The sequence below is a fragment of the Methylobacterium sp. 275MFSha3.1 genome (assembly GCF_900108435.1).
GTDB lineage: Bacteria > Pseudomonadota > Alphaproteobacteria > Rhizobiales > Beijerinckiaceae > Methylobacterium.
In genome coordinates, this window is sequence record NZ_FNWP01000013.1 from 41,523 (window position 1) to 55,832 (window position 14,310).

At 72.5% G+C, this 14,310-nt stretch carries 15 protein-coding genes; 8 read left to right on the forward strand and 7 right to left on the reverse strand.

All coding sequences use genetic code 11. The annotated features are described in order from the left end of the window. Positions 1 to 3: 3 nt before the first annotated feature. Together BLW78_RS16740 and rho are read right to left on the reverse strand one after the other, a co-directional pair. Positions 4 to 615, reverse strand: a complete 612-nt coding sequence (locus tag BLW78_RS16740) for a Maf family protein (protein ID WP_091680938.1) — start codon at positions 613 to 615, stop codon at positions 4 to 6. Between the two features lie 359 nt (positions 616 to 974). After that, positions 975 to 2,261, reverse strand: a complete 1,287-nt coding sequence (gene rho, locus BLW78_RS16745) for a transcription termination factor Rho (protein WP_085986776.1) — start codon at positions 2,259 to 2,261, stop codon at positions 975 to 977. Positions 2,262 to 2,763: 502 nt separating this feature from the next. Here rho and BLW78_RS16750 point away from each other — a divergent pair. The 7 genes from BLW78_RS16750 to BLW78_RS16780 all read left to right on the forward strand — a co-directional run bounded on the left by BLW78_RS16750 (position 2,764) and on the right by BLW78_RS16780 (position 9,575). Continuing rightward, positions 2,764 to 3,267: a DUF3429 domain-containing protein gene (locus BLW78_RS16750; RefSeq protein WP_012321210.1), complete on the forward strand. Its 504-nt coding sequence runs from the start codon at positions 2,764 to 2,766 to the stop codon at positions 3,265 to 3,267. Between the two features lie 397 nt (positions 3,268 to 3,664). Further along, on the forward strand, positions 3,665 to 5,212 hold the full coding sequence (hisS, locus tag BLW78_RS16755) for a histidine--tRNA ligase (RefSeq protein ID WP_091680940.1): 1,548 nt from the start codon (positions 3,665 to 3,667) through the stop codon (positions 5,210 to 5,212). Between the two features lie 92 nt (positions 5,213 to 5,304). Next, positions 5,305 to 5,547: a hypothetical protein gene (locus tag BLW78_RS16760; protein WP_091680942.1), complete on the forward strand. Its 243-nt coding sequence runs from the start codon at positions 5,305 to 5,307 to the stop codon at positions 5,545 to 5,547. A gap of 184 nt (positions 5,548 to 5,731) precedes the next feature. Further along, a complete protein-coding gene (locus tag BLW78_RS16765) occupies positions 5,732 to 6,874 on the forward strand; it encodes an ATP phosphoribosyltransferase regulatory subunit (protein ID WP_091680943.1) in 1,143 nt (380 codons plus the stop codon). Next, entirely contained in the window at positions 6,871 to 7,863 is a 993-nt protein-coding gene (gene hisG, locus BLW78_RS16770; protein WP_091680945.1) for an ATP phosphoribosyltransferase, read from the forward strand. Before BLW78_RS16765 ends, hisG begins: the two co-directional genes overlap by 4 nt. Before the next feature lie 23 nt (positions 7,864 to 7,886). Then, on the forward strand, positions 7,887 to 8,738 hold the full coding sequence (locus tag BLW78_RS16775; protein ID WP_091680946.1) for a LysR family transcriptional regulator: 852 nt from the start codon (positions 7,887 to 7,889) through the stop codon (positions 8,736 to 8,738). Positions 8,739 to 8,834: 96 nt separating this feature from the next. After that, a complete protein-coding gene (locus tag BLW78_RS16780; protein ID WP_091680948.1) occupies positions 8,835 to 9,575 on the forward strand; it encodes a cysteate racemase in 741 nt (246 codons plus the stop codon). A 10-nt stretch (positions 9,576 to 9,585) separates the two neighbouring features. On the opposite strand, the gene BLW78_RS16785 is transcribed toward BLW78_RS16780, so the two are convergent. From BLW78_RS16785 to BLW78_RS16795, 3 genes are all read right to left on the reverse strand, one after another. Further along, a complete protein-coding gene (locus tag BLW78_RS16785; protein ID WP_020094049.1) occupies positions 9,586 to 9,951 on the reverse strand; it encodes a lysozyme inhibitor LprI family protein in 366 nt (121 codons plus the stop codon). 65 nt (positions 9,952 to 10,016) lie between these two features. Next, on the reverse strand, positions 10,017 to 10,448 hold the full coding sequence (gene hemJ, locus BLW78_RS16790; protein ID WP_091680950.1) for a protoporphyrinogen oxidase HemJ: 432 nt from the start codon (positions 10,446 to 10,448) through the stop codon (positions 10,017 to 10,019). An 8-nt stretch (positions 10,449 to 10,456) separates the two neighbouring features. Further along, positions 10,457 to 11,647: a uroporphyrinogen decarboxylase gene (locus tag BLW78_RS16795; RefSeq protein ID WP_170855174.1), complete on the reverse strand. Its 1,191-nt coding sequence runs from the start codon at positions 11,645 to 11,647 to the stop codon at positions 10,457 to 10,459. 487 nt (positions 11,648 to 12,134) lie between these two features. Between BLW78_RS16795 and BLW78_RS16800 the strand changes: the two genes are divergently transcribed. Next, entirely contained in the window at positions 12,135 to 12,965 is an 831-nt protein-coding gene (locus tag BLW78_RS16800; RefSeq protein WP_020094046.1) for a pyruvate, water dikinase regulatory protein, read from the forward strand. A 113-nt stretch (positions 12,966 to 13,078) separates the two neighbouring features. Here the strand turns inward: BLW78_RS16800 and BLW78_RS16805 are convergent, their stop codons facing one another. Further along, complete coding sequence (locus BLW78_RS16805; protein ID WP_042672382.1) at positions 13,079 to 13,588, reverse strand: hypothetical protein; 510 nt, start codon at positions 13,586 to 13,588, stop codon at positions 13,079 to 13,081. 179 nt (positions 13,589 to 13,767) lie between these two features. Beyond that, the gene (locus tag BLW78_RS16810) at positions 13,768 to 14,238 is read right to left on the reverse strand and encodes an EF-hand domain-containing protein (protein ID WP_170855175.1); all 471 of its coding nucleotides are present in this window, start codon (positions 14,236 to 14,238) and stop codon (positions 13,768 to 13,770) included. Positions 14,239 to 14,310: the final 72 nt, after the last annotated feature.

The window sequence follows — 14,310 nt, forward strand, 5'->3', positions numbered from 1 at the left end:
CCCTCAGAAAGCCAGAAGCCCGGCGGCGCGCAGCCGCGCGAGGAGCGGCAGAAGCGGCAGGCCCAGCACGGTGCTGTGATCGCCCGCGACCGATTCGAACAGGTGGATCCCCGGCCCCTCGAGCTGGTAGCCGCCGACGCTCGCCCGCACGCGCTCCGCGCCGGCGCAGTCCACATAGGCCGCGATCGCCCTTTCATCGAGGGGGCGCAGGGTCAGCCGCGCGGTCTCCACGAAGGCGTCCTCGACCGCCCCGGCCAGGACCACGGCGGAATGAAGGGCGTGGGTGCGGCCGGACAAACGGGCGAGCTGGGCCCGGGCCGACGCGCCGTCGGCCGGCTTGTGGAACACGGTGCCGTCGAGGTCGAGCACCTGGTCGGCGCCGAGGACGATCCGCCCGGGATGGCGCGCCGCCACCGACTCGGCCTTGGCGCGGGCGAGGTGCAGGGCGAGGTCGGGCGGGGACAGGCCGGCGCTCGCCGCCTCGAGGGCGCGCTCGTTGACGTCCGGGGCGGCGGTCTCGACCGGCAGGGCGGCGCTCTCCAGGAGGAGGCGCCTCGTCGGGCTGGTCGAGGCGAGGAGGAGCGGATCCGGACCGGTCCAGGGCGAGCGGGGCATCGCGCCAGTGTCACGGATCCGGGGATCGGTGCAAGCCGGCTGCGACGAGCCCCGCCGCCGGGATGGACCGGCCGGCGGGGCTGTCGCGGGGCCGATACGCTACCTGGCGCCCGGATGGAACCTTGGCAGAGGCCGGTTAGGAGACGGTCAACGGACCGATCGGGCCGGAATCGCGTTTCGTGCCGCCGCGGGACAGGCGTCCCGCACGGCGGGCGCGACCCCCGTCCCATCCGCTCCCCGATCCTGAGGGACCGGAGCGCAGCGACGTGACCCAGGCCAGCGCGCGGCTTGCCACCGCGGCGCTGCCTGGATCGCTCCGCTCGCGGGGACGGCGGCGATGCCCGCGGCCGGGGACGGCCTCAGGTGTTCATCGAGTCGAAGAAGTCGCCGTTGCTCTTGGTCTGGCGCAGCTTGTCGAGCAGGAACTCGATCGCGTCGGTGACGCCCATCGGGTTGAGGATGCGGCGCAGCACGTAGGTCTTCTTGAGCGAGTCCGGCGGGACCAGCAGCTCCTCCTTGCGGGTGCCCGAGCGGGTGATGTCGATCGCCGGGAAGATGCGCTTGTCGGAGACCTTGCGGTCCAGGATGATCTCGGAGTTGCCGGTGCCCTTGAACTCCTCGAAGATGACCTCGTCCATGCGCGAGCCGGTGTCGATCAGCGCGGTGGCGATGATCGAGAGCGAGCCGCCCTCCTCGATGTTGCGGGCCGCGCCGAAGAAGCGCTTGGGCCGCTGCAGGGCGTTGGCGTCGACGCCGCCGGTCAGCACCTTGCCGGAGGACGGCACCACGGTGTTGTAGGCGCGGCCGAGGCGCGTGATGGAATCCAGCAGGATCACCACGTCGCGCCCGTGCTCCACGAGGCGCTTGGCCTTCTCGATCACCATCTCGGCGACCTGCACGTGGCGGGTGGCCGGCTCGTCGAAGGTCGAGGCGATGACCTCGCCCTTCACCGAGCGCTGCATGTCGGTGACCTCCTCGGGCCGCTCGTCGATGAGCAGCACGATCAGGTAGCACTCGGGGTGGTTGAGGGTGATCGACTGCGCGATGTTCTGCATCAGCACGGTCTTACCCGTGCGCGGCGGCGCCACGATCAGGGCGCGCTGGCCCTTGCCGATCGGCGCCACGATGTCGATGATCCGCGGCGAGAAATCCTTCTTGGTCGGGTTGTCCAGCTCGAGCTTGAACCGCTTCGTCGGGAAGAGCGGCGTCAGGTTGTCGAAGTGGACCTTGTGCTTGATCTTCTCAGGATTCTCGAAGTTGATCGTGTTGACCTTCAGGAGCGCGAAGTAGCGCTCGCCGTCCTTGGGGCCGCGGATCGGACCCTCGACGGTGTCGCCGGTCCGCAGGCCGAAGCGGCGGATCTGGGTCGGCGAGATGTAGATGTCGTCCGGGCCGGGCAGGTAGTTCGAGTCGGAGGAGCGCAGGAAGCCGAAGCCGTCCTGCAGCACCTCGACGGTGCCCGAGCCGATGATCTCGACCTCCTTGGCAGCGAGCTGCTTCAGGATGGCGAACATCAACTCCTGCTTGCGCATGGTCGAGGCGTTCTCGACCTCGACCTCCTCGGCGAAGGCCGTCAGGTCGGTCGGCGTCTTCGACTTGAGGTCCTGGAGCTTGACCTCGCGGACGCCCTCGAGGGCGGCGGGCATGGTCGGCGCGTCGGCCGGCTCCGCGGTCTCGATATCGTCGGCGAGGGCGTCGGGATTTGGCGTCATGGGGGTATCTTGCAACCGACGGAGGTGGTGGGAGGGCCGGTTCAGTGCCAGGTGCCCGGGGGATGGGCACCGGAGAGCGGGCCGCGCTGCGGCGAGGGGCCCGGGGTCAGGTTGGCGAAACCGATGAGGCAGGACCCTCGCGGCTCACGGGCGCGCTGCGGCGCAGACCTTGTGATGAGGGCCCCACACAGATAACGCCTTTCTCGCCCGCACTCAAGGGCCCGGACATTGGCCCGGGACGCCGACGGGGACGCGGGCGACCGGGTGACGCGTTTACGGACCGGCGGGGCCTCGCCGGAGCGCCGCGGCGGCGCTACACGGACCGCGTCGAACCGGGCCCGGACCCGGGTTTCGGAACCGGGCCGGTGCGCGGCCGTTCCCTGTCCCGGTGCTGCGGCGCAGCAGACCGTCGAATCGAGAGTTCCCCCAGACCGCCATGCGCGACGACGCCACCGGACGCACCCTCACCACGCACGAGCCGCGCCGGATCCCCTGGCTCGAGATCGTCTTCGGCTTCGGCCCGATGCTGCCGATCGCCGTCGGCACCGCCGTGGCATGGTGGCTGAACGGCAAACCCCTCGACTACCTCGTGGCGCTGTTCACCCTGCTCTACGCCGCCTCGATCCTGCTGTTCCTGGCCGGCGTGCGCCGCGGCGTCAGCTTCCGGACCGAGGGCGGCCCGCAGGTGTCGCAGATCGTCACCATGCTGGTCCTCTACGGCCTCGGGCTGGGCAGCCTGTTCGCGGCGGTGATGGGCAAGGCGGTGCCGGCCCTCGCGATGCTGATCCTCGGCTACGCGGCCATCGGGATCCTCGACCCGATCGCGGCGCGCGCCGGCGAGGTGCCGCTGTCGCATGCCCGCCTGCGCCCGCTGCAGATGCCGATCGCCGTGGTGAGTCTCGCGGCGCTGCTCTGGCTCAAGCTGACGGCGCCGTACTGAGGTCTTTGGTCCGGGTGAACCGCGCCCTGTGCCGGACCGAGGGAGCGAAGCGGAACCCGATCCGGGAAGAGGCGCATGCGCGCGCGCGGAGTTCCGGCAGGGTTCCGCTGCACCGCTCCGGTCGATGCGCCCTTTCCGTCATCACGAGCGCAGCGACGTGACCCAGGGCGGCGCGACCTCGACAAGCGTGGCGCTGCCCGGATCGCTTCGCTCCGCTCGCGAGGACGACATTGCTGGATGATCGGGCTGGATGATCGGGCGGCCAGAGCGCCCACGAACCGAATTCCCCTTTCGCCCGGCATGCTCTAGAGCCCGGCCGCAGGATCTCCGCCCGCCGGAGACGATCGAAGATTCGATGCGGGACCCGGATTCCGGGTCCGCGAGAGCGAATGCGCCCATGTCCAAGCCCGAGACCCCGAAGGCCGAGAAGGCCGAGACCCTGAAGCCCCGCCTGCCGCGCGGCTTCGTCGACCGCCGCGCCGGCGAGATCGCCGCGCAGGGCCGGATGCTGGAGACGATCCGCAGGAGCTTCGAGCTCTACGGGTTCGAAGCCCTCGAGACGCCGTTCGTCGAGTACACCGAGGCCCTGGGCAAGTTCCTGCCCGACCTCGACCGCCCGAACGCCGGCGTGTTCTCGTTCCAGGACGACGACGAGGCGTGGCTGTCGCTCCGCTACGACCTGACGGCGCCGCTGGCCCGGTTCGTGGCCGAGAACTACGACGGGCTGCCCAAGCCCTACCGGAGCTACCGGGTCGGCTACGTGTTCCGCAACGAGAAGCCGGGGCCGGGCCGCTTCCGCCAGTTCATGCAGTTCGACGCCGACATCGTCGGCGCCGGCAGCGTCGCGGCCGATGCCGAGACCTGCATGCTGATGGCCGACACGCTGAACCGCCTCGGGCTCGGCGGCCAGTACGTGGTCAAGGTCAACAACCGGAAGGTGCTCGACGGCGTCATGGAGGCGATCGGGCTCGCCGGTCCCGACAAGGCCGGGCAGCGCCTCACCGTGCTGCGGGCGATCGACAAGCTCGACCGGCTGGGCGTCGACGGGGTGCGCGACCTCCTCGGCGGCGGCCGCAAGGACGAGAGCGGCGACTTCACCAAGGGCGCTGGCCTCGACGCCGCGGCGATCGGCCGGATCCTCGCCTACGTGTCGTTCCAGGCCGATGCCGGCGACGGCGCCGACAAGGTGGCGTTCTGGGAGAAGTTCTTCGCCGGCTGGCACGAGGCGGTCGGCGATTCGGAGACCGGCCGCGAGGGCATCGCCGAGCTGCACGCGATCATGCGCCTCTGCGCCGCCGCCGGCTACGGCCACGACGTGATCCGGGCCGATCCGAGCGTGGTGCGCGGCCTCGAGTACTATACCGGCCCGGTCTACGAGGCCGAGCTGACCTTCCCGGTCACCAACGAGGACGGCCAGACCGTGCGCTTCGGCTCGGTGGCGGGCGGCGGGCGCTACGACGGCCTCGTCGGGCGGTTCCGGGCCGAGCCGGTCCCGGCCACCGGCTTCTCGATCGGCGTCTCGCGGCTGTTCTCGGCGCTCCAGCTCGTGGGCAGCCCCCTGATCGCCGGCGCCGAGGCCCCCGGGCCGGTGGTGGTGCTGGTCCTCGACCGGGAGAACATGGCCGATTACCAGCGGCTCGTCGCGCTCTTGCGCGCCGACGGCATCCGGGCCGAGCTCTACCTCGGCGCCGCCGGCATGAAGGCGCAGATGAAGTACGCCGACCGCCGCCGCGCGCCCGTGGCGGTGATCCAGGGCTCGAACGAGCGCCTGGCCGGCGAGGTCCAGATCAAGGACCTGATCGAGGGCGCCCGGGCGGCCGAGTCCATCGCCAGCAACGCCGAGTGGAAGGCCGCGCGGCCCGCGCAATTCTCGTGTCCCGAGGCCGACCTGGTGGCGCAGGTCCGCGCCGTGCTGGCCCGGCATTTTCCGTCAACGGAGATCTGAGACACTCGCGCATCGAACCGTAAGTCGAACCGCACGTCGAACGCAGAGGCTCCGGCGGCGTTGTCGTCGGTCGGTGCCGCGGAGATGTCGGGATGCGCGCGAAGATCCTCGTCCTGTCCTTCGGCCTGGTCTGCGCCGGCGCGGGACCCGTCTGGGCCGCCCGGCCGGTCCTCGGCCGGCTGCCCAGCGCCGTCGCGCAGGCCACGCCCGGGACCGGCAGCGCGCCGATCCTGAGCGCCGGGATGGCGGGGGCGCCCGCCCTGACCGTGCTCGCCCGCCGCAAGCCGGTCCGGCGCCCGCGCGGCGCGCGCCTCGGCAGCCTCCGGCCACTCTGAGCCACTCTGAGCCGCTCTGAGCCGGTCCGGTCACTGACGCCGTAGCGGAATCCGGCCGCGGCGCGGGGTCTGCGCAGTCCTGCGCGGCGCGCCGGCCCCACGCTTCCCGGGTGCGTGTCGCCAAGTCCGGTCGCGGTTGCTACAGAGCGCCCGCGAGGTGGATTGCCCCGCGAGGTGGATCGCGATGACACGACCGGAGGCGGGCGAGACGGGGGCGGGGGACGCGGCGCGCGCGCGGCTCTCCGCGCATCTGGCGGCGGCGGGCTACCGGCCCGTGACGCCACCGGTGCTGCAGCCGCTGGAGCCGTTCCTCGAACTCTCGGGCGAGGATATCCGCCGGCGGATCTTCGTCACCCAGGATGCGGGCGGCGCCGAGCTGTGCCTGCGGCCCGAATTCACCATCCCGGTCTGCCGCCTGCACCGGGCAGAGGCCGACGGGCAGGCGGCCGATTACAGCTATTGCGGCCCGGTCTTCCGGCTCGCCGCCGACGAGCCCGACGAGTTCTTCCAGGCCGGGATCGAGTCGATCGGGCGGACCGACACGCCGGCGGCCGACGCCGAGGTGCTGGGCCTCGCCCTGGAGGGCCTCGCCCTGTTCGGCCGGACCGACCCGGCGGTGCGGCTCGGCGATATGGGCCTGACCGTGGCGCTCCTCGACGGGCTCGCGGTCCCGCCCGCCGCCAAGCGCCGGACGCTCCGGGCGCTGGCCGCCGGGCGCTCGCTGGACGCCGTCACCAACGGCGCCGAGGGCACCCGTCCCGAGGATCCCCACGCGGGCCTGCTGGCGGCGATCCAGGGCCAGGACCCGCGGGGCGTGCGCGCCTTCGTGGAGGACGTGCTGGCGATCGCCGGGATCTCGGCGGTGGGCGGGCGCAGCGCCGGCGAGATCGCCGAGCGCTTCCTCGCCAAGGCCGCCGCGCAGGCCCATGGCGGCGCCGGGCTCAACGCGGAGAACCGCGCGCTCCTCGACCGCTACCGGGCGATCGCCGGCCATCCGGACGCCGCCGCCCGCGACCTGCGGGCGCTCGTCGCCGACGCGGGCCTGCGGCACGACGCCCTCGCGGCCGCCCTCGACCTGTTCGAGGAGCGCACCGGCTTCATCGCGGCCCGCGGCCTGCCGATCGAGCGCTTCCGCTTCCAGGGCGGCTTCGCCCGCAACCTCGACTACTACACCGGCTTCATCTTCGAGGTGACCGAGCGGGACGGCCCGACCCTGGTCGGCGGCGGCCGCTACGACGGCCTGCTCGGCCATCTCGGCAGCCCGGCGCCGTTGCCGGCGGTGGGATGCACCTTCTGGATCGAGCGCGTGGCGGGAGCCGGCCGATGAGTGCCTCGGACGCGGCCGCCATGCCGCTGATCCTCGCCGTCCCGTCCAAGGGCCGCCTGCAGGAGAATGCCAGCGCGTTCTTCGGCCGGGCCGGGCTGAAGCTCGCGCAGGGCGCGGGCGCCCGCGACTATCGGGGCAAGCTCATCGGCGTGCCCGACGTCGAGGTGCGCTACCTCTCGGCCTCCGAGATCGCCGCGCAGCTCGCCTCGGGCGCCGCCCATCTCGGCGTCACCGGCGAGGACCTGATCCGCGAGACCCTGCCGGACGTGCGCGACCAGGTCGAGCTGCTGACGCCGCTCGGCTTCGGCAACGCCACCGTGGTGGTGGCCGTGCCCCAGGCCTGGATCGACGTGCGCGACATGTCCGACCTCGACGAGGTCGCGGCCGGCATGCGGACCCGCCACGGCCGGCGCCTGCGGGTCGCCACCAAGTACGTGAACCTGACCCGCCGGTTCTTCGCCGAGAAGGGCGTCGCCGATTACCGGATCGTCGAGAGCCTGGGCGCCACCGAGGGGGCGCCGGCGGCGGGCTCGGCCGAGATCGTGGTCGACATCACCACCACGGGGGCGACGCTCTCGGCCAACGCCCTGAAGGTGCTGGACGACGGCATCATCCTGCGCTCGGAGGCGAACCTCGTCGCCTCGCTGAAGGCCCCCTGGGGCGAGGGCCAGCGGGCCGCGCTCCGCACGGTGCTCGGCCGCATCGCCGCCGAGGAGCGCGCCCGGACCACCCGCGAGGTGCGCGCCGCCCTGCCGGAGAGCGGCACGATCGACCTCGCCACGATCGCGGGCCTGCACGAGGCCGAATTGCCCTACGGCGCGCCGCGGGGGCCGGAGGGCGAGATCGTCCTGCGCTGCCGGGAGGCCGCGGTGTTCGAGCTCGCCGGCGCCCTGGTCGAGGCCGGCGCGCGGGCCGTCACGGTGCGGCGGGTCGACTACGCCTTCGCGGCCGAGAACCCGCTGGCGGAGCGGCTCCTGGCGCGGCTCTGAGACCGCCGCGCGATGGAGCCGAGATGGAGCTGAAATGGCTCGAGGACTTCCTGAGCCTCGCGCGCACCGGCAGCTTCTCGCGCTCGGCGGTCGAGCGCCACGTCACCCAGCCGGCCTTCGGCCGCCGCATCCGGGCGCTCGAAGGCTGGCTCGGGGTCGCGCTGGTCGACCGCAGCACCTACCCGACGGCCCTGACGCCGGAGGGCCGGCTGTTCCTGGAGACCGCCGAGGAGACCGTGCGGCGGCTCCACGGCAGCCGCGACGCGCTCCGCGCCCGGATCCGGCCGCCGCCGCGGACCGTTTCGGTGGCGGCGCTCCACACCCTGGCGCTGACCGTCTTCCCGGGCTGGTTCCGCGACGTCGAGGCCCGCACCGGGCCGCTCGGCAGCCGGCTCCTGCCGGACGATTTCCACGCCTGCGTGCAGGCGCTGGCCGAGGGCGGCTACGACCTGCTGCTGACCTACCACCATCCCCTGGTGCCGATCCCCCTCGACCCGGCCGCCTTCCCGCACTTGACCATCGGCCGGGACAGCCTCGTGCCGGTGCACCGGCCGGGGCCGGCCGCGGACCGGCCCGGGCTCGGCTACCCCCGGGACTCGTTCCTGGGCCGGGTCGCGGCGCTCGCCGGTGACGGGGCGGCGGCCGCTCACGTCAATGAGAACGCCATGGCGGAGGCCCTGAAGTTCATGGTCCTCGCGGGCCACGGCCGCGCGTGGCTGCCCGAGAGCCTCGTCGCCCGCGAGCTCGCCGACGGCAGCCTCGTGGCGGCCGGGCCGGGCACGCCGCTGGAGATCCGGCTCTACTGCAGGGCCGGTCGCGGCGGCGCGGTCGCGGCGGTCTGGGCCGCGGCCGCCGCCCTAGCGGCCGAACTCTAGGAACCGGTGCCAGATCGGCATGGCCGGTGCCGACACGGCATTGGATTCCCGCCCCGCCGCGGCCCATCACGGCGGCCGCGACGGTCGGAGGCGGCGATGCTCGGTGTACTCGGCGGGATGGGCCCGATGGCCACGGTGGATTTCCTGGCCAAGCTCGTGCGGGCGACGCCCGCGGGGCGCGATCAGGACCACATCCCGACCCTGGTCTGCTCGGCCGTCGACATCCCCGACCGCGCCGACGCGATCCTGGGCACCGGCCCGGACCCGCTGCCGGCGCTCCGCGCCGCCCTGGCGCGCCTCGAGGCCGGCGGCGCCACCCGGATCGCGATCCCCTGCAACACCGCTCATCACTGGCACGCGGCGCTGCAGGCCGCGACCGCCCTGCCGATCCTCCACATCGTCGACGCGGTGGCCAAGACCCTGGCCGAGACCCTGGCCGAGACCCTGGCGCGGACCGGGAGCGGCGGCCGGATCGGCCTGCTCGCCACCGACGGCACCCTGCGGTCCGGGCTCTACCCGGAGCGGCTGGCGCGGCACGGGCTCGCGTGCCGCGCGCCCGATGAGGCGGGTCAGGCCGCGGTGTCGGCGGCGATCCGGCTGGTGAAGGCGCACCGGGTGGCCGAGGCGACGCCGCTGCTGGAGGCGCAGGTCCGGGCGCTGGCCGAGGCCGGCTGCGACCGGGTGGTGATGGCCTGCACGGAGATCCCGCTCGCGCTCGCCGGGAGCGACCCGTCGGGCCTGCTGGTCGACGCCACCGAGGCGCTGGCGCGCGCCTGCGTGGCGGCGTGCCGGCCGGATTGCCGCGTCGACGCCGCGGCCCTGCCGCGCGCGGCCTGAGCGCGGGACCTCACGGGCCCTGCTTGGCGAACTCCGCCAGGACCCCGCGCAGGACCTTCAGCCGGGCGTCGTAGGCGGCCGTCAGGCAGCCGACGTCGCCGCCGCAGGCGCGACGCTCCGTCAGCCACGCCTCCTGGTCGTCGCGCAGCTTGGCCTGGCCGCCCATCGGAAGCACGCTCTTCAGGATCTCGAACCGGGTCGCCATCTCGACGTCCCGGTCGTTGAGGGGGAGATGGGCGCAGATCGCCTTCTCGTCGGGGGCCTCGGCCCTGTCGCACGGGAAGCTCGCGGCCCGGGCGGGAGACGCGGTGATCGCGCCGGCGACCGGGCCCGCGAGGGCGGCCAGCGCGAGGGCGAGGACGAGAGGCTTCGACATGGCCTCCCAACGGGCCGGCCGCGGAAAGGCTCCGGCCGGGATCACAGGATCGCCGGATCGCGGGATCAGAGGCCCGGCTTGACGATCGCCAGGATGACGATGCCGATCATCAGCAGCGTCGGCACCTCGTTGAGTACCCGGTAGAACTTGTGCCCACGGGTGTTCCGGTCGGCGGCGAAATCCTTGACCATCCGGGCGAGCCAGCCGTGGATGCCCGACATCGCGAGCACCAGCGCGAACTTCGCCTGCAGCCAGACGCTCGCGTAGAAGCCGCTCATCCAGGCGAGCGCCAGCCCGAACGCCCAGGTGGCGATCATGGCGGGGTTCATGATCGCCTTGAGCAGGCGGCGCTCCATCACCTTGAAGGTCGCGGACTGCGCCTCCGCGCCGGGCGGCAGGCTCGCGTGGTAGACGAACAGCCGGGGCAGGTAGAGCATCCCGGCCATCCAGGCGATCAGGCTGATGACGTGGAGGGCCTTGATCCAGTCGTACAGCACGCGCGGCCTCAGCCCTGGCCACGCAGCCGCGCGAGCATCCGCTCGACATGGGCCACCGGCGTCTGCGGCGTGATGCCGTGGCCGAGGTTGAAGATGTGCGGCTGGCCGGCGGTCGCCGCGAGCACCGCGTCCACCGCCGCGTCGAGGGCCGCGCCGCCCACGATCAGCGTGTCGGGATGCAGGTTGCCCTGCGTCACCGTCGCGGCCGGCACCGTGTCCCGCAGGGCCTTCAGGTCCACGCCCCAGTCGACGCCGACGGCGTCGGCGCCGGTCTCCGGCACCACCCGGGCGTGGCCGTCGAGGCCCGAGCCGCGGGCGAACACGATGATCTTCGCCCCCGGCACCCGGGCGCGGACGCCCGCCACCATGCGGGCGATCGGCCGCAGCGACCAGCGGGTGAGGGCATCGGAGGCAGGTGCGCCCGGCAAGGCGCTCTCGGCGACATCGCCGACGGGCTCGACCGTGCCGCCCGAGGCCGGAACGGCAGAGGGCACGGCACGCGGCAGGGTGCCGGCGTGGGACTCGAAGATCTGCACCGCGTCGGCACCGGCCTCGAGCTGGCGCACGAGGTACTCGGTCTGCACGGCGACGAGGCGGTCGATCAGGGTGTCGACCAGGGCGGTGTCGCCCTCGGCGAGCGCCCGCGCGGGGGCGAGGTCCAGCGTGCCGCGGCCGCCGATCATGTAGCTCGCCACCGTCCAGGGCGCGCCGCAGAAGCCGAGCAGCGTCGTCTCGCCCGGCAATTCGGCCCGCAGCCGCGTCACCGTCTCGAAGACCGGCGCGAGGTGGGTCATGATCGCCGGGTCGCCGGCCTCCCGCAGGCGCGCGAACGCGTCCCGACCGTCGAGCGGGTCGAGGCGCGGTCCCTCGCCCTCCACGAAGCGCACGTCCTGGCCGAGCGCGTGGGGGACGACCAGGATGTCGGAGAACAGGATCGCCGCGTCGAAGCCGAAGCGCCGGATCGGCTGGAGCGTCACCTCGACGGCGAAGTCCGGGCTGTAGCAGAGGTCGAGGAACGAGCCGGCCTCGGCCCGGGTCGCCCGGTATTCCGGCAGGTAGCGCCCGGCCTGGCGCATCATCCAGGCGGGGGGCGGCCCGATCGCCTCGCCCTCGAGGACCCGCAGCACCTTGCGCTCGGACGTCGTCCCCGACGTCGTCTGCCCGGGCTCGCGCTCCGTCCCCGTCATGGTCGCTCCCATCCCGTATCCCTCACCCCGCATGCCCGTCGGCGGGCGTCCTGTCGAGTCGAGGCGCGCCGATCCCCACACAGGCCCCTTCGAAAAGATAAGAGAGAATCTTGGAGTCTGTTTTTTCTTCTGGGGGGCCGAATCTCGGGGGCACAAAAGCGTCCACAGGCGGTCCCCGCCGCCGCGCCGTTAACGGGGCTTTAAAGGATTTCCGCCAACTTGCGAGAACCGGATGGTCCGACAGCGCCTTGGCAACGCCGAGTCGTGTACGGGCGCCGGATTCGCGGCCGATTCGTCCAGAGAGCCGGATTCGGCGCGTCCCGATCATCTGCCTGTGAACGGCGGAGTCGACAGCGCGCACCGGGATCGCCCTGGACCGGCCCGGCGGGGCATCCTATCCACACTCATCGACTCCCCTGGCGGCCGGCGGTGGACAACGTGGGCGCCGCGCGAGGCGACCGCACAGTCGGCCGAGAGGTCGACCGCAGAGGCGATCGGAATGGGCCGCAGCTACTTCCACCTCCACCTCGTCTCCGACTCCACCGGCGAGACGCTGATCAATGTCGGGCGCGCGGCCGCCGCCCAGTACGAGGGCGTGTCGGCGATCGAGCACGTCTACCCGCTGGTGCGCTCGGCCGCGCAGCTCGACCGGGTGATCTCGGAGATCCGGGCCGCGCCGGGCCTCGTCCTCTACACGCTGGTGGGGGGAGACCTCGGCGAGCGGCTGGAGGAGGTCGCCCGGGAGACCGGCTCGCCGTGCCTGTCGGTGCTGCGGCCGGTCCACGACCTGCTGCGCGCGTATCTCGGCGCCGAGACCACGGCGCGGCCCGGCGCCCAGCACATGCTGAACGCCGAGTACTTCAAGCGCATCGACGCGATGAACTTCACGCTGGCCCACGACGACGGCAACCTGCCGGACAATCTGGAGGAGGCCGACGTGATCCTGCTCGGCGTCAGCCGGACATCGAAGACGCCGACCTCGATCTACCTCGCCAATCGCGGCCTCAAGACCACCAACCTGCCGCTGGTGCCGGGCATGCCGCTGCCGCCGGCGATCGAGCGGGCCCGCAAGCCTCTCGTGGTCGGCCTGTTCGCGTCGCCCGAGCGCATCGTGCAGATCCGGCAGAACCGGCTGTCGAGCCTCAACGCCGACGAATCGTCCCTCTACGTCGACCGCTCGGCGGTGGCGGACGAGATCACCATGTCCCGCCGGCTATTCACCAAGAACCGCTGGCCGACGATCGACGTCACCCGCCGGTCCATCGAGGAGACCGCCGCGGCGATCGTCGACCTCTACCGCGACCACCGGCTGAAGTTCATCGCCGATTGAGGCGGGGCCTCCGAAGGGCTTGACCCTTCGGCGGGGTCCGGCCGTCCCCCCGAGGACGGGGGCGGGCCGGCGGATGCCGGCGGCGCGCGGATCGGTTCGCGGCGCCGCCGGTGTCAGCGCGCGTAGGCGAAGTGGCTGCGCTGCTCGATCTGGGCCGCGTAGAAGTCCTCGACGACCTCGCGGACCACCTCGGCCAGCTCGTCGCCCCGGTGCTCGTCGAGCTGGATGTCGCTGCCGACCGTCCGGCCGATGGAGCAGCTCGCCGCCCCCGGCACGAGGCGCTCGTTGTAGCGCTGGTTCAGGCCCGAGACCGAGATGTAGTTGCTGCCGCCGAGTTCCGGACCGTACTTGATCTTGATCTTCTGCTCGGACTCGGTGCCGCGCAGCTGCGCGCACAGGCTGATGAAGTTGTCCTGATCGATCTTCGCCTCGAGGCCGGTGATGCTGCCGTGGACGTTGTCCTCCTCGTTGAGGACCTCGGCCATCAGGTTCAGCACGCCCATGACGGGCTGGAGCGCCCGGGACCCGTCCTCGAGCAGCTTCCGCCGGAAGTCGTTGCTGCGCTCGTCGGCCGCCTGCAGCCGCGCGCGAAACCTGTCCTTGACCTCGTTGGCGCGTGCCATCGCGCTCCTCCCTGGTGGTTCACCCGATGCTTTACCGCTCGGATAACCGAAACCTACGAGGCCAATTCAGATGACGCAAGATAGTGCAAAATATTGATGCCTGCTCAGAACGTGAGCCGTTGCACAGGAATAATACTTGCTCATGAACTGTGCAACGGCGGCAGGTCCGGGAGGTGCGCTTACTTCAGGAGCTGAAGGAGGCTGCGCCCCGCCGGAGTCTTGAGCTCCTCGGCGTCGAGGGTGCCGTCGTTGTCGGGATCGGCCGCCTTGAAGCGCTGCGCGACCAGGGCTAGGTATTCCTTGCGGTCGAGGGTGCCGTCGGAATCGGTGTCGGCGGCCTTCAAGTCCTTCTTGCTGAGCCGGCCCTTCAGCTCCCTGGCGTCGACGGTGCCGTCCTTGTCGGTCTCGGCGGCGTCGAAGACCTTGCCGGCGGCGGCCTGGGCCTCGGCCAGGTCGATCGTGCCGTCGTGGTCGGTGTCGACCATCTTCAGCGCGCGCTCGGTGCCGGAGGACCGGGCGAGGGCCGCCGACGGCAGCGCGGCCGGCAGGACCAGGAGGGTCACGAGGGCGGTGGCGAGGGCGACGGTCGGGGCGCCCATGGTCGGGCGGCGCGTGGCGGCGCGGGCGGATCGGTGCGGGGTCGCGGGCATGGGGCTCTCCGGTGCCGGTCGGTTCCGGCAGCCCAAATCCCGATCCCGGCGGGCGTTCCCGCGCCCGCCTTC